Source organism: Janthinobacterium lividum (genome assembly GCF_034424625.1).
GTDB classification, from domain to species: Bacteria; Pseudomonadota; Gammaproteobacteria; order Burkholderiales; family Burkholderiaceae_D; genus Janthinobacterium; species Janthinobacterium lividum.
Genome location: NZ_CP139977.1, coordinates 367490 through 391405, shown reverse-complemented (window position 1 = coordinate 391405; position 23916 = coordinate 367490). Strand labels below are relative to the sequence as shown.

Genomic DNA, 23916 nt, shown 5'->3' with positions numbered 1-23916 from the left:
AAAATCAATATGGGGGCTTACAGGCGCCCGGAAATGCTGAACAGGGGTTCGAGCACCCATTCATACAGGCGCCGCTGTTCCAGCAGCATGCTGGCGTCGACCAGCATGCCCGACTTCAGGGGCAGGGTTTCGCCATATGCCTGCACGCTTTGGCGCTGCAAGCTCAAACGGATGCGGTACAAGGGTTCGCCATTCGTGCCGCTGACGGCGCCCGGTACCGCCAGCTCTTCAGGCCGCAACGAGGTACTGGCCACTTCGCGCACCAGCGCCGGATACTGGCCGAATTTCTGGTACGGATACGCCTGATAGCGCAGCAGCACCGTCATGCCCGGCTTGATGAATCCGACCGAGCGCGACGGCGCGTAGATTTCCGCCTCCAGCTGGGCGCCTTGCGGCAATACCGAGGCAAGCACGGTGTTGGCCGCGACAGTCTGGCCCAGTTCTGTGGTGATGGCCGTGACCATGCCGTCCTGTGCCGCGCGGACGAGGATTTCGCGGCGCGCCTCGTTTTCCGTCAGGTCTTGCTCGATGGCGGACACATTGCGTTGCAAGCCTTCCGTGTCGCGCTGCGCCTGCACCTGCAAGTCGCGCACGTCCGCTTCCGTGGTGGCCAAGTCGCGCTGGCTGGCCGACTTGATGCGCTGCAGTTCCGCCAGGCGCTGGTGCTGGTCCAGCAGCTCGGCCTGCTTGTCCTGCAGTTGGGCGGATGAAATGTAATTGGTGGTATTCAGGTCGCTGTAGCGCTGGTAGGATTGTTCTGCTAGGGCAATGCGGCGCTGTTGTAGCGCGATCTGGTCATCCATGCGGCCGATTTCCGCCGCCAGGTCGCTGGCGCGGCGCTGGCCCGCCGCCATGCGCTGGCGCGATTGCAGGCGCGACTGCTGCAATTCCGCGTCATAGCTGTCGCGCCGGCTTTTCAGCAGGTTTGAGACGACCTGCTGGGGCGCGCCCGCATTGGCGCTGCTGCGCTCGCCCGACAGCACGAACAGCACCTCGCCCGCGCGCACGGCTTGCCCTTCCTTGACGCGCACTGCGGCAATGACGCCCGCCTGGCCCGGCATGACGCGGATCACGCCACTGGTCGGCAGCAGCACGCCTTGCGACTGTGCCTTGCGGGTGGTGCTGAAGAAGATGAAGAAAGCCACGATGGCCAGCGCGATGACGAGGAACAGCCAGGTCAGGAACAGGTGGCTGACGGGCCGCGCCAGTAAGACCGTACCGTACTGCTTGTTACCCAGATGCTCGATGGCTTGCTGGCGAAACAGGGGCTGGACGGGCGGGGCGGGGCTGGTGGTGGCGGGAACGCTGGCTTGGTCACGCAAAATAGTTTTCTTTTCGAATAGGAACCCAAGACATGGATTGACCTCGCCGGGATTTAAGCAATCTTGAATTTGATAGAGGAAATCGAGGATTTACCACTGCTTATGAAGCAAAATTTGCACGATTAAATATTGTTGTCTATTGTGTAATTATTTATACTTTTTAAAAAGAATTACAGCATATATTGCTGGTTAAGATTGATGCGAAAAAAACGAATCACCCAGCGCGCAATGGGAAAATTTATAATGAATTTCATCATTGAAGGAAAAACAATGTTGGGTGATGTCGGGATAAATGTGATGTTGTCACACTGCAGCGACTTGATGCTTGGAGCCACGCCTGATAAATCATGTACTATAATTTTCATGAAAATTATGTATTCATGGTAAAAATAATTCTAGAAATGTCAGTTTATTTTTTTTTGGATTTGTAAAAATAGAATAGAATAAATGTCAGTGAAATGAAAAATAAAGTTATTCCGCTTAAAATTAATGGATGTGCAATGGAGAACTCAATTAATTGATTGGCAGTTGATTGATTTTTGAAAATTGCGAAATATGAAAAGATGATTAATGCTGCGCTAATAAATGCAATAGGTAATATGCTTGTATGTAATTTTTTCATATGATGTTAACTTTTAATTAATTAAATTTAAATACTTTGATAATGCACATGGAAATTTTTTTTGTGACAAGTGTGCTTCCTGCGGAGATGGTTTGATTTTGCATGCTGCCAAAAAATTTCCGCAGGAAGTTATTATGATGGGATATTCATCCCGATTTCAATGAGTACGTGGATTTTAGGCCGCAGTTACTTTTTTGAAATAACCAATATCGCTCAATGCGCCTGCCGCCCACATGCCAGCAGAAACGAGGCCATATGCAGCACCAGCTGCAACTAATACCGGCGATGCAGCAGCCAGTCCAACAGCTCCAAAGGCAGCGGCGCCGACTGCAGCAATTCCCGCTCCAGCATTTAGAACTTGGCCACTTGTTACGCCGCCATTTACTTCATCAATTTCGCTAACGGTCATTTCTTGAATAGACATGGAATACATCCTTGCAAATGTTTACATCGATAGGAGTGTTGAAGTTTAACGAAAATAATTCGCTCATTCAAAAATATATTTTTAACAATTGAATTTATACTATGTGCCGCAAGGTGTGTCAACTTTTTTATTTATTGGCGGAGGATAGCTATTCATTCATTTATTAAAAAATTATCAACTAAGGTATCAAAGTGTAAAATATATATTCTGGCCGGGCACTCTTACATGGTGGTGCGCATGTAAATTATATTTTTATTTTTCCGGATTGTGGTTTATTTTATTTTGAATCGGCAGCCTCATTGAAAACGTTACAGCAATTAAATGATTGCAATCAAGATCATCTTGATCGGGTGCGTCGTGCAAGATTTTTTTAGGAAAGCAACTTCTTGTGTTTTATAAATTTTTATCCGCGGACTGTTTTTAAATAATTCTGTGACAAAGAGTGTTGCATGGGTAGGTGACTTGTCGGATCCGGCCATACGCATAGCCTCGAATCACAACGGGTTTGCTGGACACCGCAGATTGATTCAAGTTTCTTGCGGAGGGGAATGATAGGAGTGTCCAGTGATGATCGCTATGGGGAAAACAAAGTTTTAGCAGCCGAAAACGCTGCGCTATCATGCTGCTCTACTGCTATTGTCGCCCGTTATTTGCATTGGCCGCTAAGGCCCCTCGCTGTTTTCTTCGATGATATTGCGTACCTCCTCAATATGCCGCCATGCATGCATTGCGGCCCGCTTCGCGGCCTGCTTGCTCTTGTAAGTGTGATCCAGCATCTTGAGCATACCCGTGGCGCCGGCCTGCTCCTGCCCCGTCTTTTTCTTCTTCGCCGCCACGTCCTTCCACTTGGCTACCACGCCCGTGATACCTTCGTCCGGGTCTTTCTCTTCCTCGCGCTCGGCCTCGACCGCTTCCGTTTTCGTTTCAAACTCCACGCGCGTGGTAAAGCCGTTGCCGCCCAGGCTGTGCGTGACCTTGACCGATAGCCATTCGGTGGCGTCGATCTCGGGCTTGAAACCCTTCACCGTCACGGGCGATTGCGGGAACACGGCCGGGTTGCCAAGGGCCAGGCTCATTTCAACGGTGGCCAGGCCGCGCAAGATACGCTGCCATTCGGCCACGGCCGCCGCGCGCGCGTCCGTTTCGTTGGCAAAGGTGGTGCGCAGGCGCTTGCTGTTGACCTTGAAGGCGGGGATTGCGTATTCTCGTCAGATCAGCCACCAATTCTTGCTTCAGCATGGCCGCTGATTCCTGCGTCAAAGCGGCGAACCATTCTTGAGCATGCCGATGATCCTGGCATAAGCCACCGATTCCTATGCAAGCCGGAAATTCCTATCGTGAATGCCAAGAACACCGCTGGACTGGTCGTGGTCGCCAACCGAACTGGGTGAAAGAGCTGGTCGCCTGGAAGGACACCCAAACCCCGGACACGATCCATCGGTTTTTCATCGTCCGAGAACCATGGATCAGGAAAGTCTAAGCTATTGGTGGCGATTCAATTCGGAAAAAGCGGAAACTGCTCTTGAATATCGACTACCCAAAGGGCCCGCACTCAGCAAGCAGGTAGTGGAGACTAACCGGCGCCTGCGGCTGCTGCGAGCAAACGGTCGCGCAAAACGCCGCATCGCTGTGCGGCAGGTCGCGGCAGTAGTAGGGAACGGATGAGGGCATGCCGTCATGCCGCACCTGCCATATCCCGGTGTCCACGGGCGCAAAACTGACGAGGCGGAAATCAACGCTCAGTCCTGTGCCGAGTGCCTTCAGATACGCTTCCTTGCGTGTCCACAAGGGGTAAAACAGTTGCCTGCGCTGGTTCGGCGCCAGGGCCGCCATTGCCGTGCGCTCGTCGGCGTGGCACAACAGCTCGAGCAGAGGATCGAGATCGACTGGCGTTTCGGCACACTGTTCCACGTCCACGCCCACGCTGTGACGGGCAATGGCGAGCAGCATCGTGTTGCCGCTGTGGGACAGGTTGAACTGCAGTGCATGCCCGGCCAGTGTCGGCTTGCCGAAAGCGCCATGCTGGAAGGCGACGGCGGCGGGCGGCACGTCCAGGTAGCTTGACATGATCTGGCGCAAGGCGCCCTGCGAGCGCCGGTAGCGCGTTTGCAGCGCAAGGCTGTGGAAACGGCCTGCCTTGTCGCTCTCCATCGGATTCAGGCTAGCGGCAAGGGTATCGAGGTGGCTGGCGTCGAGGTCGATTTGCCATAGCGCGATTTCTTGCCCTTTGAGCATCTGCATCGCTTACGCCGGCACCAGGCTGGCGCGGATGCCCGTCATTAGAGCCTCGGCATGCGTGTCGATGAAAAAATGGCCGCCCTCATGCCAGGCGCTGTGGCTGTTGCCCGAGGTTTCTAGCGCCCAGGCCGCCACGCCGTCGGCGCTGACGCGCATGTCGGCGCGCCCCGCCAATACCGTCAGCGGCAGCGTGAGCTGCGGGCCGGGGTGGTAGCGATAAGTTTCAACCATGCAAAAATCAGCGCGCAGGACCGGTAGCAGCAGGGCCATCAGTTCGCGCTCGTCCAGCAGTTCCTGCGGCGTGCCTTCGTAGGTGCGCAATTCTTCCAGCAGGGCGTCATCGGGCAAGCGGTGCAGCATGCGCGATGGCGGGCGGCGCTGCGGCGCGTTCGCGCCGGACACCAGCAGCCGCAGCGGCGGCGGCACCTCCAGGCGCGCCAGGCCGCGCGCCACTTCGAACGCCAGCAGGGCACCCAGGCTGTGGCCGAACAGGGCATACGGCAGGGGCGTGGCGCGCAGTTCGCGGGCCAGCGCCTGCGTCAGCTCGCCTGCCAGCGGCAGCAGCTGGTCCTGCGGCGCTTCCGCCATGCGCCGTCCGTGGCCGGGCAACTCGATGGCGCACACTTCGATGGATGGCTCCAGCCTCGCCTGCCAAGTGCGGAAGGCGGCCGCGCTGGCGCCTGCATGGCCGAAGCAATACAGGCGCAGGGCACGCGCGGCGTGCGGCCTGCCGCGCACCAGCCAGCTGGCGCCCAGGCTGGCGCTCACGCTGCCCCGGTTTCCCGCGCGCCGGCGTCCATGGCCTGGCGCAAGCTGAGCGGACGCATGTCCGTCCAGACCTGCTCGATATGCGCGAGGCATTCATCCTTGCTGCCCCGCTTGCCGGCTTCGCGCCAGCCGGCCGGGATGGCCTTGTAGTCGGGCCAGATCGAGTATTGCTCTTCCTCGTTGACGACAACGTAAAAACGGGTATCGGGGTGATCCCAACTCATGCTGACTCCTTTGCTCGGTAAGGGCGCCCATGCGCGGTGAAATCATTCTAAATCTAAATGATTATGATTCCTATTTATATTTTATTGTTTTACTGATAAACTTTGAAAAAGTCGGTTCAGTTTGAATATTGTTGGAAAGATGACGCAATAGCGGTTTCTTACAGACACTCACAATCCCCGATCGCGACGATTGCTGGCGGATTCCAGGCGCACTCTACAAGAGACATCCCACCCAAGGCCTTGCGGACTTGACCGCTCGCCAGGACCTTACGCAATCTCAGATGAAGGAGTTGGCATGCACTCGGCAACAAGTACGGTATTCGATGGTCAGCTGGAGGTATCACCATTATTCCCTGGGGGCAGTCTTCCCATGCTGGTCACGCCGGGGCAGGGCGGGCAGTGGCCGGCTTCCATGCCGGCCATGCTGGCCGCGGCGCAAGCGCACCTGGACGTGGCGGGCGGCCTGTTGTTCCGCGGTTTCGGGCTGCACGGCGAGCAGCCGTTCCAGCAGTTTGCGCGCGCGTTCGGGCATGAGCTGCTGACCTATGAATTCGGCTCCACGCCCCGTTCCGCGCTGGGCAAGGGCGTGTACACCTCGACCGAATATCCGGCGCATCAGGTGATTCCCCTGCACTGCGAACAGTCCTACACGCGCCAGTGGCCGATGAAGATCTGGTTCCACTGCATCGTGGCCAGCGCGCAGGATGGCGAGACGCCGATCGCCGACAGCCGGCAGATCTTTGCGCGCATCGACCCGGTGCTGCGCCGGCGCTTCGAACAGAAACGCCTGATGTACGTGCGCAATTATGGCAACGGCCTGGACTTGCCATGGCAGGATGCGTTCAATACGGATGACCGGGCCGAGGCGGAGCGCTATTGCCGCGCCCAGGACATCGCCTTCGAGTGGAAGGACGATGGCGAACTGCGCACGCGGCAGGTATGCCAGGCGGTGGCGCGGCATCCGCGCACGGGGCAGGACGTGTGGTTCAACCAGGCGCATTTGTTCCATGTGTCGAACCTGGCGCCGGCCGTGCGCGAGTCGCTGCTGATGCTGGTCGACAGCGACCTCGATCTGCCGCGCAATGTGTATTACGGCGACGGTTCGCCGATCGAGGAATCGGCGCTGCAGGAAATCCGCGGCGTCCTCGATGCGTGCACGGTGATGTTCCCGTGGGTCGAGGGCGACGTGCTGATGCTCGACAATATGCTGGCCGCGCATGGCCGTTCGACCTTCAAGGGCGCCCGCAAGATCGTCGTGGCGATGGCGGAGGCGGCGCATGAATGACCTCGCCGCCGGCTGGCCTGCCGGATTCCCCGCTGCCGGACAGGCGCTGAGCCACGGCCAGCGCGCCCTGTGGACGTTCTACAAGATGGCGCCGGGCAGCCCCGCCTACAATATGGCGTTTGGCGCCGAACTGGCCGGCCCCGTCGACGCGGCGCTGCTGCGCCAGGCCTTCCTGCATGCGCAGCAAAGCTATGAAGTGCTGGGCTGCGTGTATGCGGAAGGCGAGGACGGGCCGCGCATGCTGCGCCGCGCGGCGCCGGGCGAGGACTTTGCCGTCGAGACCACGCAGGGCCTAGGCGAGGCCGGCGCGCGGGCCTTCCTGGCCCGCCAGGCCGACCTGCCATTTGTGCTCGAACACGATGCGCCCGTGCGTGCGCGGCTGTTAGTCGACCACGATGGCGGCGAACAGCGGTTTTATCTGATGGCGTCGATGCATCATATCGCGGCGGATTTCTCCAGCAGCTTCGTGTTCCTGGAAACGCTGTTCGAGGCCTATGAAACCCTGCGCGCGGGCCAGGCGCTGGTGCTGCGCCCCGATGCGCTGTACCGTGCATGGCTCGATGAGCACAGCGCCATGCTGGCGGGGCCGCGCGGCCAGCGGCTGGAGCAGTTCTGGCGCGAGCGCCTGGCGGGGGAGCCGGGGCCGCTGCAGCTGGCCACCGATTTCCCCCGCGCCGCATCGCCCGCCTTCGATGGCGCCGAAGTCGAATTCGCCATCGGCGCGGAAGAGGCGCAGCAGCTGCGCCAGCTGGCCGCGGACCAGGGCGTGTCGCTGTATGGCTTGCTGATGGCCGCCTACCTGGCTTTCATGCACCGCTACACGGGACAGCCGGAATTCCTCATCGGCACCCCGGTGGCGGGCCATAGCGGCGCGCGCTACCGGAATTTGCTGGGCTTTACGCTCAACGCGATACCGCTGCGCGCCGATTGCCGCGCCGATCCGGCCTTCCTCGATTTTCTCGCTGCGTGCTGGCTGCAATTGCGCGGCTCGCTGAAGCACCAGCAATATCCGTTGGCGCTGATGAGCGAGCATTGCGCGCCGCTGCAGGATGGCGCGCGCACGCCGCTGTTCCGCCACATGATGACCCTGGTGCCGCTGGGCGAGCGGCCCGCGCTGGGGCGCCACGTGGCGCGCGAACTGTTCGCCACCCAGCGTGGCGCGGCCAACGACATGAACCTGCGCTGGCAGGATTCGGGCGCCGGCTTGCTGGGGCAGTGGCGCTATGACACGGGCCTGTTCCGCGCCGCTAGCGTCGAGCGCATGGTGGCGCATTTCCGCGCGCTGCTGCGCGATATCGTGGCGCAGCCGCAAGCGCGCCTGAGCCAGTTGCAACTGGACCCGCGCCATCTGTCGCAGGCGCACGGCGATCCTTTGCCTGCCGATGCCGCGCCCACGGCGCTGCAGATGTTCCTGCGGCAGGTGCGGGAGCATCCGCAGCACATCGCGCTGGACGCGCCCGGCGGGCGCCTGAGCTATGCGCAGCTGGACCAGGCCGCGCTGCGCCTGGCCATGCGCCTGCAGGCCGCCGGCGTGGCTGCCGGCGACAGGGTCGCCCTGCTGCTGCCACGCGACGTGCCGCTGATCGTCGCCATGCTGGCCGCCTGGCGCGCGGGCGCCGCCTATCTTTGCCTGGACGGCGGCCTGCCGGCGCTGCGCCTGCGCCAGATGCTAGACGACGCCGGCATCGCGCTGACCGTCGGCAGCGGCGCGGCGCCCGCGCTGCTGGAAGGGCGCCGCTGGCTCGATGCCGATGCCGCCGCTAGCGATGCTGGCGCGGCATGGCGCGAGACCCTGTGCCATGCCGAACTGCCGGCCTATATCATCTATACCTCCGGTTCGACGGGCGCGCCCAAGGGGGTGTCGCTCAGCCAGGGCAACCTGGCCGCCTACGTGGCAGGCGTGATGCCGCGCCTGGCCTTGCCGCCGCAGGCCAGCATGAGCGCACTGTCGTCGCTGACGGCCGACCTGGGCTACACGGCGTGGTTCGGCGCGCTGCTCAGCGGGCGCACCTTGCGCCTGATCGGCGACGCGCACAGCGCCGATCCGGAAGTGCTGGCGCAGCTGCTGGAAGCGCAGCCCCTCGATTGCCTGAAGATCGTGCCGTCGCACCTGAAGGCGCTGCTGTCGGCCAGCCGCCCGGAGCGGCTGCTGCCCCTGCATTGCCTGGTACTGGGCGGCGAGGGGCTGGACCCGGCGCTGGTGCGCCGCGTGGGCGAATTGCGTCCCGGCTGCCGCGTGGTCAACCATTATGGTCCCACCGAAACGACGGTCGGTTGCCTGGCGCAGGAGGCGGCCACGGCGCCAACGGGCCTGTCCGCGTACGTGCCGGTGGGCGCGCCGCTGGCCGGGCGCGCCGCCTATGTGCTCGACGAGCGCGGCGGGCTGCTGCCGCTGGGCGCCATCGGAGAACTGTATCTGGGCGGCGCCGGCGTGGCGCACGGCTACCTGCGGCGCGCCGGCCTGAGCGCCGAACGCTTCATTCCCGATGCCTTCGGCCCGGCGCCAGGCGCGCGCCTGTACCGCAGCGGCGACCGCGTGCGCATGCTGGACGGGGGCGTGCTGGAGTTCTTCGGGCGCGGCGACGACCAGGTCAAGATCCGCGGCTTCCGCGTCGAACTGGGCGAAGTCGAGGCCTGGCTCAAGGCCCGCGTGGAACTGGCCGATGCGGCGGTGGTGGCGCGGCCGCTGCCGGGCGGCGACGGCTTGCGCTTGCTGGCCAGCGTGGTGGCGCGCGATGGCGCCGCCGCGCAGGCGGGCCTGATCGACATGCTGCGCGCGGCGATGGCGCAAGCCTTGCCGGAAGCGATGGTGCCGGCCCTGTGGCAGGTGCTCGCGCGCCTGCCGCTGCTGGCGAACGGCAAGGTCGACCGCAAAGGCTTGCCGGAACCTGCCCCGGCGGCACCTGCGCCGTCGGCCGCATCGGCCGCGCCGCGCAGCGCCCACGAGCATGTGCTGGCCGAAGTGTGGGCCGAAGTCCTCGGCGGCACGGCCGACGGCGTGTCGCTGCACGATAATTTTTTCGCCTGCGGCGGCGATTCCATACTCGGCCTGCAAATGATCGCCAGGGCGCGCAAGCGGGGCCTGAAGCTGACGCCGAAGAACCTGTTCGACCATCCCAGCATCGCCCAGCTGGTCACCTGCATCGCCGCGCCGGCGTCGGCGCCGTCCGCTCCCGCCGTGCAGGCCGTGGCGCCGGCCGCGCCGTTTGCGCTGGCCGGCCTCGACGCGGCGCAGCTGGCTGCCTTGCAGGCGGCGCGTCCGGGCTTGCAGGATGCCTATCCGCTGTCGCTGCTGCAAACGGGGCTGCTGTTCCACAGCCGCCTCGATGCGGAGGCGGGCGGCAGCGGCGTGTATTGCAATCAGCTGGTACTGGAAGTGAACGGACCGTTCGCGCCGGACTCCATGCGCGCGGCGTGGCAGCAAGCCATTGATGCGCATGCCATCCTGCGCACGGGATTTGCGTGGCAGGGGCTTGAACAGCCGCTGCAATGCGTGCAGGCCAGCGCCGCCCTCGACATGGTGCAGCCGGACTGGCAGGCGCTCGACGCGGCAGGGCAGGACGAGGCGCTGCAGGCATTCTGCAGCGCCGACCGCAAGCTCGGCCACGTGCTGGAGCGGGCGCCGTTGATGCGCGTGGTGCTGGTCCGCCTGGCCGCGCAGCGCTGGCTGCTGGTCTGGAGCCGCCATCACCTGATCGTCGATGGCTGGTGCTCGGTGATGCTGCTGGAGGAAGTGCTGGAACGCTACCGCGCAAGCCAGGCTGGCGACATCCCCGTGCTGCCGCAGCGGCCCGCCTACCGCAGCTATATCGAATGGCTGGGGCGGCGCGGCGGCGAGGCGGCGGGCAGTGCCTTCTGGCGCGCCCGCATGGCAGGCGTGGAAGGGGCCACGCCCTTGCCCGCGCTGCTGCCGGCGGCCAGGGCCAATGGCGTGCACCAGACCCTGGCGCTGCGCGTCGGCGCCGCGCAGGCGGAACAGCTGCGGCAGCTGGCGCGCAGCTGCCAGGTGACCCTGAACACCGTGATGCAAGCCGCGTGGGCCCTGCTGCTGGCGCGCTACAGCGGGCAGCAGGACGTGATCTTCGGCGTCACCTCGGCCGGCCGTCCCGCGGATTTGCCCGGCGCGCAGGACATGCTCGGCGTCTTCATCAACACCTTGCCGCTGCGCGTGCATCCACGCGGCGCGCTGGCGCTCGGTGAATTCCTGCGCGCCGTGCAGCAGGAAAATGTCGAAATCCGCGAATACGAACAAAGCCCGCTGGTCGAGATCCAGAAGCAGGCGGGCCATGGCGGGGCATTGTTCGATACCCTGATGGTCTTCCAGAACCTGCCGATGGCGCAGGGTCGGCGCTGGAGCTGCGCCACGCCGCAAGGCTCGCTGCAGCTGCATCAGCGCGACAACCACGAGCAAAGCAGCTATGGCCTGACCATCGAGGTGATGCCGGACCAGCATATCGACGTGCTGTTCAGCGCCGACGCGGGACGCTTGCCCGAAGCGCTGCTCAAGGCGCTGAAGCAGCACTACCAGCAACTGGTGGCCGCGCTGGCGCGGGCGGCGGACAGCGAAGTGCTGGCCGCGCTGCCCATGTTGTCCGCTGCGCAGGCGCACGACCTGCTGGACCAGGGACGCAACGAAGGCGGGACGTGGAACGACTTGCCCGTGCATGCGCAGTTCGAGCTGCAAGCCGTGCTGCAGCCGGACGCGCTTGCGCTGCTGCACGAAGACGAGGCGCTCAGCTACCGCGCCCTGAATCTGCGCGCCAACCGCCTTGCGCATGCGCTGCTGGCGCAGGGTGCGGGGCCGGAAGTGCGCGTCGGCATCGCCGTCGAGCGCTCGGTCGACATGCTGGCCGGCTTGCTGGCCATCCTCAAGACGGGCGCCGCCTACGTGCCACTCGATCCCGGCTATCCGGCCGAGCGCCTGGCCTACATGATCGCCGACAGCGGCATGGCGCTGCTGCTGACGCAGGCATCCGTGCTGCCGCGCCTGTCGCTGCCGGCGAACCTGCCGGTGCAGCTGGTGGAACAGCCGTCCGCGCTGGAGCACGATCCCGGCCACGCGCCGCTGCCGCAGCAGCTGGCCTACGTGATCTACACCTCCGGCTCGACGGGCAAGCCGAAGGGCGTGGGCATCGCGCACCAGGCCCTGAGCCGGCATGCGCAGGTATCCGTCGGCTTCTTCGGCCTGACGGCGCAGGACCGCGTGCTGCAGTTTTCGACCCTGAACTTCGACGGCTTCGTCGAGCAAGCCTGGCCGACCCTGTGCGTGGGCGCGGCGCTGGTCTTGCGGGGACCTGACTTGTGGGACAGCGAGACGTTTTACCAGGCGCTGCACCGCTACCGCATCAGCGTGGCGGACCTGACGACGGCGTACTGGTCGCTGCTGGCGCAGGATTTTGCGGCGCAGGGACCGCGCGACTACGGCGCGCTGCGCCAGGTGCACGCGGGCGGCGAAGCGATGCCGCCGGAAGCGCTGCAGGCGTGGCGCCAGGCGGGCATGCGCCACATCCGTTTGCTCAATACCTATGGCCCGACGGAAGCGGCAGTGACGGCGGCCACGCTCGATTGCGCGCCCTACCTCGATGGCGCGGCACCGGCGCAGATGCCGATCGGCCTGCCGCTGGCCGGGCGCGCGCTGCAGGTGCTGGACGGGGACCTGGCATTGGCGCCGCCCGGCGCGGCCGGTGAGCTGTGCATCGGCGGCGCCTTGCTGGCGCGCGGCTACCTGGGCCGCGCGGCGCTGACGGCCGAACGCTTCGTGCCGGACCCGCATGGCGCGCCCGGCGCGCGCCTGTACCGCACGGGCGACCTGGTGCGCTGGCGTGGCGGACAGCTCGACTACCTGGGCCGCATCGACCACCAGATCAAGATCCGCGGCTTCCGCTTGGAGCTGGGCGAGATCGAGGCGCAGCTGCTGGCGCAGCCGGGCGTGCGCGAAGCCGTGGTGGTGGCGCAGGATGGTCCGGCGGGTGCGCGCCTGGTGGCGTACGTGAGTCCGGCCAAGGTGGACGTGGGCGTTTTGCGCGCGGCCTTGGCGGCGGCGCTGCCCGACTACATGCTGCCGGCGGCCATCGTGGCCTTGGCGCGCCTGCCATTGAGCCCGGCGGGCAAGGTGGAGCGCAGCGCGCTGCCGGCGCCGCAGCTGGAAAGCGAGGCGTACGTGGCGCCGCAGGGCGAGCTGGAACAGGCGCTGGCGGCGATCTGGAGTGCGCTGTTGGGCGTGCCGCGCGTGGGGCGCGAAGACAACTTCTTTGCGCTGGGCGGGCATTCGCTGCTGGCCACGCGGCTGGTGTCGCGCCTGCGCGGCGCGCTGCGGTGCGAGCTGCCGCTGCGCGCCGTGTTTACCGCGCCCACGCTGGCGGCGCAGGCGGCAGCCATTGCCGTGCACCGCGCCGAGGCGCAGCCCGCCGAGGCCCTGCCTGCGCTGCTGCCCTTGCCGCGCAGCGGTGGGCCGATGGCGCTGTCGCTGGCGCAGCAGCGTTTGTGGCTGGTCGAACGCCTGGCCGCGACGGCGTCGGCCACCTACAACATGGGCGCCACGGTGCGCCTGGCCGGACCGCTGCAGGTGCAGGCCTTGCAGTCGGCGCTGAACGCCCTGGTGGCGCGCCATGAAAACCTGCGCAGCCGCTATCCGGAGCATGACGGCGATCCCCATGTGGCGATCGCCGCGCAGCTGCAGCTGGACTTGCCCGTCACCGATCTGCGCCACTTGCCGCTGGCCGTCCGCGAGGAAGCCGCCGCCGAAGCGGTCCGCGCCGACGCGCGCCTGCCTTTCGACCTGGTGCATGGCCCCGTGCTGCGCGCCAGCCTGCTGCGCCTGGAGGACGAGCTGTATTGGCTGCTGTTCTCCATGCATCACATGGTGGCCGACGGCTGGTCGGTCGGCATCCTGGCCGGCGAACTTGCCCATGGCTATGCCGCGTATTGCCAGGACGAGGCGCCGCAGCTGCCTTCGCTGCCGCTGCAATATGCCGATTACGCGGCCTGGCAGCGGGCCGTGCTCGATGGCCCGGCGGGCTGCGGGCAGGCGGCATTCTGGCGCGAGTCGCTGGCCGGCGCACCCGTGATGCTGCCCTTGCCGCTGGACTTCCCGCGCGCGCCGGTGGCCAGTCACGCGGGCGCCGAGCTGCGCTTCGTCGTGCCCGCCGCGCTGGTGGCCAGGGTCGGGGCGCTGGCCAGGCAGCAGCAGGCGACGCCCTTCATGGTCTTGCTGGCCAGCTTCCAGTGGCTGCTACACCGCCTGACCCTGGCCGACGACATCGTCATCGGCACGGACGTGGCGGGGCGGCGCCACAGCGACCTGGAAGGCTTGATCGGCTTCTTCGTCAACGTGCTGCCGCTGCGTTCGCGCATCGCGGCCGGCGACGATTTCAACGCGCTGCTGGCGCAAGCCCGGCGCACCACGCTGGAGGCCTTCGAACACCAGGATTTGCCGTTCGACCGCATCGTCGAGGCGGCAGGCACGCCGCGCGACCGGCGCTGGAACCCGCTGGTGCAGCTGCTGTTCGTGCTGCAGAACACGCCAACGGGCCAGCTGGCCATGTCCGGCATCGACGCTGCCATCCTTCCCCCGCTTGAGCGCTCGTCGAAGTTCGACATGGCGCTGTTCCTGGAACCGCGCGCCGACGGCGCGCTGGCGGCGGAATGGGTGTATGCCAGCGGATTGTTCCGGCCCGAGACGGTGGCGCGCCTGGCAGACGCCTGGCTGGACCTGCTCGACCGGGCGCTCGCCGCGCCTGCCACCCCTTTGATCCACTTCAGCGTACCCGTACACAAGGACATCATGGATAGCATACCCGTAACGCCATTCGCGGCCGGCAAGCTCGACGGCCTGAAAAAGAAGATGCCGCTGGCCGGCGCCAGGCCCGCGCCGCGCGCCGCCATCCGCCAGGGGCCGTTGCAGGCCGGCCGCGATTTTCCGCAGCTGATCGAGCCGGCCAGCGATGACCTCGATCCCGTCGCCTGGGCGCGAGGCCAGCGCGAGTTCATCGACGCCACCTTGCGCCAGCACGGCGGCATTGTCTTCCGTGGCTTCGGCTTGCGCACGGCGCAGGAATTCGAGTCGTTTGCCGAAGCCATCGACGCGCAGCTGTACGGCGAATATGCGGACTTGCCGAAAAAGGAGGGCGGCAAGAAGACCTACCGCTCGACGCCGTATCCGGAACAGCAGATGATACTGTTCCATAACGAGAGCGCCCACCTGGACCGCTGGCCGCGCAAGCAGTGGTTCTTTTGCGAGCTGCCGTCGCCCGTGGGCGGCGCCACGCCCATCGTCGATTGCCGCGAAATGCTGCGCCGCCTGCCGGCCGAGGTGGCCGAGACGTTCGAGCGCAAGCAGCTGATGTACGTGCGCACGTTTACCGACAAGTTCGACGTGTCGTGGCGCGATTTCTACCGCACCGACGACCGCGCGGAAGTCGAGGCGCGCTGCGCCGCCGCCGGCATCGAGTGCCGCTGGCTGGAAAACGACACGCTGCAGACGCGCACCGTCTGCCCGGCCGTGATCCGCCACCCGATGACGGGCGAACGCAGTTTCTTCAATCAGGTGCAGCTGCACCATATCTATTTCCTCGAGCCCGAAGTGCGCGAGGACTTGCTGGCGATGGTGGGCATCGAGCGCATGCCGCGGCATGTGTATTACGGCGATGGCACGCCGATCGAGGACGACGTGATGCGCCTGGTGGGCGAATTGTACGAAGCGTGCGCCGTGCGCTTCGCGTGGCAGCAGGGCGACGTCGTCATGCTCGACAATATGTTGGCGGCGCATGCGCGCGATCCGTTCCAGGGCCCGCGCAAGATCGTCGTGGCGATGAGCGAACTGCTGGGCCGCGCGCAGCTGGCGCAAGGCGGTGCGGCATGAGCGCGCCGGACGCCTTCGCGCTGAGCGCCGAGCAGCGCGCCGTGCCGCCCGATGCGGGCATGCTGCAATTGACGGTGGACATTGCCGGCCAGCCCGACATGGCGCGCCTGCGCGCAGCGGTGGACATGCTGGCGGTGCGCCACACGCAGCTGCGCGCCCGGTTTGGCGCCGTCGACGGCTACCGCGGCCTGCGCCAGTGGATCGCGCCGCTGGAGGAGGTTGGCGAGACGCTGTCGATCCACGAGACGCCGGCAGGCTGCCAGCTGGTGCTGCGCCTGCCGGCCCTGGTGGCGGACCGGCGCAGCCTGGAAATCCTGTACCGCGACCTCGTGCGCCTGTATGGCGGCGCGGTGCTGGAGGAACCATTGCAGTACGCCGAATTCGTGGAATGGCGGCGCGACATCGAGCAAAACGAGGAGGCCCAGGCCGGGCGCGCCTACTGGGCCGGCGTGGGCCGGCAGCCGGCGGTGCGGCTCGCCTATCGCGACGGCGCGGCGGCGGGAACGGGGCGGGCGGCGCAATCGCGCGAGCTGTCCGCGCCGGTGGCGGCCAGCGTGGGCCGGCTGGCCGAAGCCTTCGGCGTGCCGCTGGTGGCGCTGCTGCAGGCGGCGTGGTGGGCGCTGCTGGCGCGCATCCAGGGACACGGGACGTTCAGCGCCGGCTGGCAGCATGACTGCCGCCGCGACTATGCGGTGATGGACGACGCCGTCGGCGTCTTTGAAAAGATCCTGCCGCTCGATATCGGCCTGTCGCTCGACGAGCCGTTCGGCGACTGGCTGTCGCGCTGCGCCGCCATGCTGGAGCAGCACGTGGAGGCGCAGGAATTCGCGCCCGTGGCGGCCCCGCATGGCGATGCGCATTTCAGCACGGGCTTCGCCGTGGGCGAGCTGCCGGCCGGCGCGCAGGCCGGCGGCGCATCATTTGCATGCGGCCCGCTGCCGTCCAGCGCGGACGTCTTTGAACTGGCGCTGATGGTGGAGCTGGACCAGGCCGGCGCGGCGCGGCGCCTGAGCGTGCGCCACGCACCGTGCTATGGCGCGGCGGCGGCCAGCCGGCTGCTGGAACAGCTGGCCACCTTGCTGGCGGGACTGGAGGTAGGTGCCGCGCAAGCCATTTCCGCCTTGTCGCTGGTGGGCTGTGACGAACGGGAGGCGCTGCTGGCCCTGAACGGCCCGGCCGTACGCTATGGCGCGCGGACCTTGCCAGAGCGCATAGGCGATTGGGCGCGCCTGACGCCCGGGGCACCGGCATTGCAGGCGCACGGCATGCAGCTCGACTATGCGCAGCTGGACGAACGCGTCAACCGTCTCGCGCACTGGCTGCGTGCGCAGGGCGTGGGCAGCGAAAGCATCGTGGCGCTGGCCCTGCCGCGCAGCGGCGAACTGGTGGTGGCGCTGCTGGCCGTGATGCGCGCCGGCGGCGCCTACCTGCCGCTGGAACCGGAATGGCCCGCCGCGCGCACCGAGGCGATCCTCGGCGACGCCCGGCCGGTGCTGCTGCTGACGCCGGGGGAGGAGGGGCGGCGCGGCGGCGTGCGCTGCGTGTCCCTGGCCGCTATCGCGCCGCAGCTGCAAGCCTGGCCGGCGACGGCGCCGGAACAGTTGCCCGACGCGGCGCAGGCGGCGTACGTGCTGTACACCTCCGGCTCGACGGGGACGCCGAAAGGGGTGGTGGTGGAACACCGCCACCTGCTCAATTATGTGCTGGCGGCCAGCGAGCAGCTGGGCCTGGACGGCGCGCGGCGCTTTGCGCTCAGTTCCGCGCTGGCGGCGGACCTGGGCAACACGGCGCTGTTCGGCGCGCTGCTGCATGGCGCCTGCCTGGTCGTGGCCGATGCGCAGGACATGCAGTCGCCGGCCGCGTTTGCCCGCTTCATCCGCGATGGCCGCATCGATTGCCTGAAGATCGTGCCTTCGCACCTGGACGCGCTGCTCGACGAGCAGGATGCGGCGCTGCCGGCCACGCTCGTGCTGGGCGGCGAGGCGGCGCCACGCCGGCTGCTGCAGCGCATCCATGCGCTGGCGCCGGCCAGCCGCGTCTTCAACCATTACGGTCCCACGGAAACCACCATCGGCGTCATGACGCACGCGCCGGACCTCGCCGCGCCGCTGCCGGCGGTGCTGCCGCTGACGCGGGTGCTGGCCAATTGCCGCGTGCTGGTGCTCGACAGCCACGGCGCGCTGGCCGCCACCGGCTCGCTGGGCGAGCTGCACGTGGGCGGCGCGCAGCTGTGCCGCAGCTACCTGAACCGGCCTGGCGCGCTGTTCATCGACGACCCGCTGCTGGCGGGCGAAAAGCTCTACCGCACCGGCGACCTGGCGCGCTATCTGCCCGACGGGGGCCTGGAACTGGCGGGGCGCGCCGACCATCAGGTCAAGCTGCGCGGCTTTCGCGTCGAGCCGGGCGAAGTCGAGGCGGCGCTGCTGGCGCTGCCCGGCGTGCGCCAGGCCGTGGTCGCGCCGCGCGGCGAGGATGGCGGGCGCCACCTGGTGGCATGGGTGGTGGCGCACGAGGGGCAGCAGGGGCAGGAAGAAGCCTGGCAGGCCGCCCTGCGCGCCTGCCTGCCCGAGGTGATGCTGCCGGCGGCCATCGTGGTGCTGCCGCAGTTGCCGCGCCTGGGCAACGGCAAGGTCGACCTGCGCGCGCTGCCCGCGCCGCGCCCACGGCAGGCGGCGGAGGGCGCGCGCGCCGAACCCGCCACCGCGCTCGAGTGGCTGCTGGCGCATCTGATGGGCGAAGTGCTGGAGCGCGATGCGCCGGGCGTGGACGATGATTTCTTTGCGCTAGGCGGGCATTCGCTGCTGGTGATCAAGCTGGTGGGCCGCATCCGCAAGGCGCTGCAGCTAGAGTTCGCGCCGGGCCTGGTGTTCGACCATGCCACGCCGGCGGCGCTGGCGCGCGCCTTGTCGGCGCTCGGGGACGAGGCGGGCCGCCTGGAACAGGTGGCGGGGCTGCGGCGCCAGCTGGCCGGCATGTCGCCGGAGGCGCGCGCGGCGCTGCGCCAGGGAGCGCCGGCCTAGGTTTCTAGGCGAGCTTGCGTTGCGCCGCCTGGCGCTGCCGGCAGTCGAGCGGGCAGTCGGCGCAAAAATCGAGCTGCAGCCGGTAGCGCAGGCAGCATAGCTGGCGCTGGCGCACATTTTCGACCAGGCGCGTGGGCTGGTGCATGGGGTTGGCCAGCTGGTCCGGCCACTGCGCCGTGGCGCACAGGAAGTCCAGGTCGGCGGCGATGCGCGGCTGCGATCCCATCAGCAACCGGCATTGCAGCAGCGTTTCTTCTGCGATCACGGCGGCATTGTTCCAGAGCAGGCGCGGCGCCAAGCGGCATTGCCTGGCCAGCGCGTCGACCACCGGCGCCATGTGGCCGCGCACCAGCGGCTGCAGGCGCGCGGCGCTGTCCAGGCCAGGCCGTGCCGCGCCTTCGTCTTCCAGCAGGAAGCGCAACGGCGCGCCATCGGCGCCGGCCAGGAAACGCACGCGCCCGGGGGCGAGGGGGAAGCACCAGCCGCAGGCGGCCGATGCCGCCAGCACGGGCACGAGCAGGGCGTTGAAGTACAGCTTGGACCAGGTCGACGCCAGCGCCTTGGGATGGGCGCCGGGAAAACGCAGGGCAAACAGGGCCAGCGCCGCCTGCAGCTGCGGGCCGTCGAGGAAGGCATCGAGCGAGGTGCCCGCGGGGATGACGGCGTCGGCGACGGCCAGCGCCGCGCCGTACGCGGCCAGCTCGCCCTGGAACAGTTGGGGCAGGGGGCCGATCAGGCAATGGTGCGGGCCAGGGGCTTGCAGGGGCAGGGACATGGTCATCGATTCTTCGTGGCATGCGCATATAAATAAATACATGCTTTGGTTGCGGTAATAACAATTCTCATCTATTATCAATTAAATGTAAATGTGAAGCATTCTCATTCGCATTCTTATTCTCATTCTTATTCTCATCAATATCAACTGCAACTGATTCAGCACTACTTCTCTCACTGATGTCCTTCTGATTTCGAGGCTGTTTGCATGAACGTTTTTCTGTCCCTGATCCGGCGCTTCCGCGTGTTGCTGGTGCTCACTTCCGTGGCCAGTGTGTGCAGCGCGCTCGCTGGCATAGGCCTGATCAGTGCGATCAACCAGCGCATCGCCGCGCCGGCGGTGCCTGGCGCGCACTGGGCCCTGGTCTTTGCCGCCTTGCTGCTGGTGCTGTTCGTGTGCGGTTTCGCTTCCCAGGCCCTGCTGACGGCACTCGGCCACCGGGTGGTGTATGAAATGCGCCTGGTCATGCTCAAGCGCGTGCTCGACACGGGCATCGAGCGCCTCGAGCAGATCGGCGCGGCGGCCCTGTATGCGGCGCTGACCAAGGACGTGGCGGCCATCGGCATGGCCTTCAACCGCCTGCCCTTCGTGCTGTACAACGGCGTGCTGGTGCTGGGCGGCTTCGCCTACCTGGCGTGGCTGTCGTGGCAGCTGTTCCTGCTGACGATACTCGCCGTGGGCGGAGGTGCCCTGTTTGCGCAAGTCATGATGCTGCGCATGCGCGCGCTGATGAAGCAGGTGCGCGAGACGGACGACGCGATCTTTGCCGGCTACGAAGGCGCCATCGAAGGGCGCTGCGAGCTGGCCCTGAACGCCACCCGCAAGCAGCTGTTTTTCGAACAGGACTTCACGCCGGCGGCCGAACGCGCGCGCCAGCTGGAAGTGCGCGCCGACCGCTACTGGATTTTCAGCCTGAACTGGGGCGCCGTGCTGATTCTCGGCCTGGCCGGGCTGATGTTCGTCGCCGGCGATTATTTCGCCGTGCCGGCGCAGGCCGTGGTGGCCTTCGTGCTGGTGCTGATGTTCCTGCGCATGCCGTTGAACGACCTGGTCGAAGGCTTGCCCATGCTGTTGTCCGGCAGCGTGGCGCTGGAAAAGATCGACAGCCTGGCGCTCGAGGCGCACCGGGCAGGCTTCGACGTGCAGCCTGCCGCCGCGCCCGTGGCGCCCGGCCTGCCGCTGCTGCTGTTGCAGGACGTGCAATACGAATATCCGCATGCGAGCGATGAATACGGCTTCCGCCTGGGGCCCGTCAACCTGCAGCTGACGTCGGGAGAAATCCTCTTCATCGTCGGCGGCAACGGCAGCGGAAAATCGACCCTGGCGCGCATCCTCACGGGCTTGTACCAGCCGTCCGCAGGACGCATCGAGCTGCTGGGCACACCGGCCGGCACCGGCAACAGTGCCTGGTACCGCAGCCACTTTTCCACCGTTTTTTCCAATTTCCACCTGTTCCAGGGGCTGGTCGGGCCGCTGGGCACTTTCGACCCGGTGCTGGCGCAGGCCTTTTTGCAGCGCTTGCGCCTGGAGCGCAAGGTGACGCTGCACGATGGCCGCCTGTCCACCGTGCGCCTGTCGCAGGGACAGCGCAAGCGCCTGGCGCTGCTGATGGCGCACGTGGAGCAGCGCCCCATCCTGCTGCTCGACGAATGGGCGGCGGACCAGGACCCGCCTTTCCGCGACTTCTTTTACCGCGAGCTGCTGCCGGAGCTGCGCCGCGGCGGCAAGACCGTCATCGCCATCAGCCATGACGACCGCTACTTCGGCGTGGCCGACCGCGTGCTGCGCTGCGACGGCGGCGTGCTGCAGCCGCTGGCCGTGGCGCGCGGCGTGCGCGACATCGCGGCTGACCTGAGCGCGGCCTGATGCGGTCCTTGTCTATTACCGATTACCTGTTAGCTGCACCCCCATTCGCGATTCAGAACGAGGATATCAACATGGCCGAGACCGCACAGCATCACCCGAGGGAGTTCGTCACGCAGCGCGCCGGAGCGGCGGCCCTGCATACCGCCGTCGATGGCGCGCAATTGATCGTCATGCTGGACGGCGTCGCCGTGCAGCGCTGGCGGATGGCCGGTGCCGCGTCGGGGCTGCAGCTCGCCCTGCAGTCCGGCGGCGAAGGCGCGCTGGCGCGCGACGCGGCATTGGCCGCCTGTGAGACGGCATTCGCGCTGTATCCGGGCGAAGCCGGCCTGCAGCTGGCGGGTGCGCCTGCGGCGCTGGCCGCCCAGCTGCTGCAGGGTGCGGCGCTGGACGACGGCGCCGGCCTGCTGCAACTGCCGGTCCAGCGGTTCTGGCAAGAGTCGGGCGTCTGGCTGACGCGGCCAGGTGCCGGCGCCTATCCGCTGCAATATGTGATGAGCAATGGCCAGCGCCATCCGCTGCGCGCGCCCAAGCCGTCCGGCCAGGTGTATGCGCGCCACATTCCCTGGCTAAACCAGGTGCTGTCGCTGCGCACCGTCGATATCGGCAACGACCTGGCCACCTTCCACCGCTGGATGAACGATCCGCGCGTAGCGCAGTTCTGGCAGGAGGAGGGCGACCTGGCCAGGCACCGCACCTATCTGGAGCAATTGCAGGCGGACCCGCACATGCTGCCGCTGATCGGCTGCGCGGGCGGCAGGCCGTTCGGCTATTTCGAGGTCTACTGGGCCAAGGAAAACCGCATCGGCCCGTATTGCGAGGCGGCGGACTTCGACCGTGGCTGGCATGTGCTGATCGGCGAGGAAGACGTGCGCGGCCGTCCCTGGGTGACGGCCTGGCTGCCGTCGCTGATGCACTACATCTTCCTCGACGACGTGCGCACCCAGCGCATCGTCGGCGAGCCGCGCGCCGATCACCAGCAGCAGATCAACAACCTGGACCGCAACGGCTTTGCCAAGATCAAGGAATTCGACTTCCCGCACAAGCGGGCCATGCTGGTGACCCTGCTGCGCGAGCGCTTCTTCGGCGAGCGGCGCCTGGTGCCGCCCGGCGTGGGGGAGCATGATCTGTCCTATTTCAACCACCTTGCCACGCGAAGCGAGTGACCATGCAAGCCAATTACCTCGTGCATGACCTGATCGGCATCGGCTTCGGCCCGTCCAACCTGGCACTGGCCATCGCCCTGCGCGAGGCGGCCCCCGCCGATGGCGCGCTCGATGCCTGTTTCATCGAGCAGAAGCCCGACTTCGTCTGGCACGGCGACATGCTGCTCGACGACAGCCGCATGCAGATCTCGTTCCTGAAGGACCTGGTCACCCTGCGCAATCCGGCCAGCCCCTACACCTTCATCAATTACCTGCAGCAGCACGGGCGCCTGCAGGATTTCATCAACCTGAAGACGTTTTATCCGAGCCGCCACGAATTCAACGACTACCTGCGCTGGGCGGCGGGGCGTTTCGCGGCCGATTGCCATTACGGCGAAGAAGTGGTGGCGGTCGAGCCGGTGCTGCGCGATGGCGTGCTCGATCATCTGTGCGTGCGCTCGCGCCAGCATGGCGGCGCCGAGCGCCTGCGCCATGCGCGCAACGTGGTGCTCAGCGTGGGCGGTGCGCCGCACATCCCGCCGTTGTTCGGCGCCTGGCGCGACGACGCGCGCGTGTTTCATTCCTCGCGCTACCTGGCCGGGCTGGCCGCCTTGCCGGCGCCGCGCCGCGTGGCCGTGGTCGGCGCGGGACAGAGCGCGGCCGAGATTTTTCTCGACCTGACCGCGCGCGGCCCCGGCATGCAGGTCGATCTGATCGCGCGCAACGCCGTGCTGCGCCCGGCCGACGACAGCGCCTTCGTCAACCAGATCTTCAATCCCGAATATACGGATTATGTGTACCAGCGCAGTTCCGACGCGCGGCGCAGCCTGATCGATGACCTCAGCAACACCAATTACGCGGTGGTCGACACGGGTCTCATCGAGCGCATCTACGACTTGCTGTACCAGCAGAAGGTGCGCGGCAGCGAACGCCACCGCGTGCTGTTCGAGCATGAAGTGGCCAGCCTGCGCGGCGCCGACGACGGCGCTTTGCTGGCGGAGCTGCGCCATGGCGATGGCGGCCCCTCCATCGCAACGGGCCTTTGCCGCTACGACGCCGTGGTGCTGGCCACCGGCTACCAGCGCCAGACGCACCGGCGTTTGCTGGCGCCGCTGGCACAGTGGTTCGACGCCGGCGACGTGGCGCGCGACTACCGGCTGCGCGGACCGCAGGACTGCGCGGCGGGCATCTTCCTGCAGGGCTGCTGCGAAGACACGCATGGCCTGAGCGATACCCTGCTGTCGGTGCTGGCGATCCGCTCGCAGGAGATCGCCGAGGCCATGCTGGAGCAGCGCCGCCAATGGGGCCATCCCGTCGCCGGGGCTGGCGCCCGCGCCAGCAGGGAAAGCGCGCACGCCTGTTGAAATCCG

Annotated in this window: 14 protein-coding genes; 7 read left to right on the top strand and 7 right to left on the bottom strand. The window is 66.2% G+C overall.

Going from position 1 to position 23916, the window contains the following annotated elements:
• Positions 1 to 17: 17 nt before the first annotated feature.
• The 3 genes from U0004_RS29875 to U0004_RS29865 form a co-directional block, all read right to left on the bottom strand.
• Positions 18 to 1322 carry an HlyD family secretion protein gene (locus tag U0004_RS29875; RefSeq protein WP_231958632.1) on the bottom strand — a complete coding sequence of 435 codons (1305 nt, stop codon included), beginning with the start codon at positions 1320 to 1322 and terminating at the stop codon, positions 18 to 20.
• A gap of 797 nt (positions 1323 to 2119) precedes the next feature.
• Positions 2120 to 2368 (bottom strand): hypothetical protein, encoded by a 249-nt coding sequence (locus tag U0004_RS29870; protein WP_139144278.1) that lies wholly within the window; start codon positions 2366 to 2368, stop codon positions 2120 to 2122.
• 662 nt (positions 2369 to 3030) lie between these two features.
• Positions 3031 to 3489 carry a hypothetical protein gene (locus U0004_RS29865; RefSeq protein WP_070259974.1) on the bottom strand — a complete coding sequence of 153 codons (459 nt, stop codon included), beginning with the start codon at positions 3487 to 3489 and terminating at the stop codon, positions 3031 to 3033.
• Positions 3490 to 3683: 194 nt separating this feature from the next.
• Between U0004_RS29865 and U0004_RS30165 the strand changes: the two genes are divergently transcribed.
• Complete coding sequence (locus tag U0004_RS30165) at positions 3684 to 3848, top strand: H-NS family nucleoid-associated regulatory protein (protein ID WP_115057672.1); 165 nt, start codon at positions 3684 to 3686, stop codon at positions 3846 to 3848.
• A 53-nt stretch (positions 3849 to 3901) separates the two neighbouring features.
• Here the strand turns inward: U0004_RS30165 and U0004_RS29860 are convergent, their stop codons facing one another.
• Genes U0004_RS29860 through U0004_RS29850 form a run of 3 tightly spaced genes read right to left on the bottom strand, consistent with a single transcriptional unit; the run spans position 3902 to position 5598 of the window.
• A complete protein-coding gene (locus tag U0004_RS29860) occupies positions 3902 to 4609 on the bottom strand; it encodes a 4'-phosphopantetheinyl transferase family protein (protein ID WP_115057671.1) in 708 nt (235 codons plus the stop codon).
• A gap of 3 nt (positions 4610 to 4612) precedes the next feature.
• Entirely contained in the window at positions 4613 to 5374 is a 762-nt protein-coding gene (locus U0004_RS29855; protein WP_167468739.1) for a thioesterase II family protein, read from the bottom strand.
• Positions 5371 to 5598 (bottom strand): MbtH family protein, encoded by a 228-nt coding sequence (locus U0004_RS29850; protein ID WP_115057669.1) that lies wholly within the window; start codon positions 5596 to 5598, stop codon positions 5371 to 5373. The genes U0004_RS29855 and U0004_RS29850 overlap by 4 nt, the downstream gene beginning before the upstream one ends.
• A gap of 295 nt (positions 5599 to 5893) precedes the next feature.
• On the opposite strand from U0004_RS29850, the gene U0004_RS29845 reads away from it, so the two are divergent.
• The 3 genes from U0004_RS29845 to U0004_RS29835 are packed head-to-tail and all read left to right on the top strand — an operon-like array spanning position 5894 to position 18763.
• Positions 5894 to 6883: a TauD/TfdA family dioxygenase gene (locus U0004_RS29845; protein ID WP_070253739.1), complete on the top strand. Its 990-nt coding sequence runs from the start codon at positions 5894 to 5896 to the stop codon at positions 6881 to 6883.
• A complete protein-coding gene (locus U0004_RS29840; protein ID WP_167468738.1) occupies positions 6876 to 15743 on the top strand; it encodes a non-ribosomal peptide synthetase in 8868 nt (2955 codons plus the stop codon). Before U0004_RS29845 ends, U0004_RS29840 begins: the two co-directional genes overlap by 8 nt.
• Positions 15740 to 18763: a non-ribosomal peptide synthetase gene (locus U0004_RS29835; protein WP_115057666.1), complete on the top strand. Its 3024-nt coding sequence runs from the start codon at positions 15740 to 15742 to the stop codon at positions 18761 to 18763. Before U0004_RS29840 ends, U0004_RS29835 begins: the two co-directional genes overlap by 4 nt.
• 4 nt (positions 18764 to 18767) lie before the next feature.
• Here the strand turns inward: U0004_RS29835 and fhuF are convergent, their stop codons facing one another.
• Positions 18768 to 19544 carry a siderophore-iron reductase FhuF gene (gene fhuF, locus U0004_RS29830; protein WP_167468737.1) on the bottom strand — a complete coding sequence of 259 codons (777 nt, stop codon included), beginning with the start codon at positions 19542 to 19544 and terminating at the stop codon, positions 18768 to 18770.
• A 201-nt stretch (positions 19545 to 19745) separates the two neighbouring features.
• Between fhuF and U0004_RS29825 the strand changes: the two genes are divergently transcribed.
• The 3 genes from U0004_RS29825 (at position 19746) to U0004_RS29815 (ending at position 23910) form a co-directional block, all read left to right on the top strand.
• Complete coding sequence (locus tag U0004_RS29825; protein ID WP_070254484.1) at positions 19746 to 21404, top strand: cyclic peptide export ABC transporter; 1659 nt, start codon at positions 19746 to 19748, stop codon at positions 21402 to 21404.
• Positions 21405 to 21475: 71 nt separating this feature from the next.
• On the top strand, positions 21476 to 22567 hold the full coding sequence (locus U0004_RS29820; protein WP_070254483.1) for a GNAT family N-acetyltransferase: 1092 nt from the start codon (positions 21476 to 21478) through the stop codon (positions 22565 to 22567).
• A gap of 2 nt (positions 22568 to 22569) precedes the next feature.
• A complete protein-coding gene (locus U0004_RS29815) occupies positions 22570 to 23910 on the top strand; it encodes a lysine N(6)-hydroxylase/L-ornithine N(5)-oxygenase family protein (protein ID WP_070254482.1) in 1341 nt (446 codons plus the stop codon).
• Positions 23911 to 23916 lie beyond the last annotated feature (6 nt).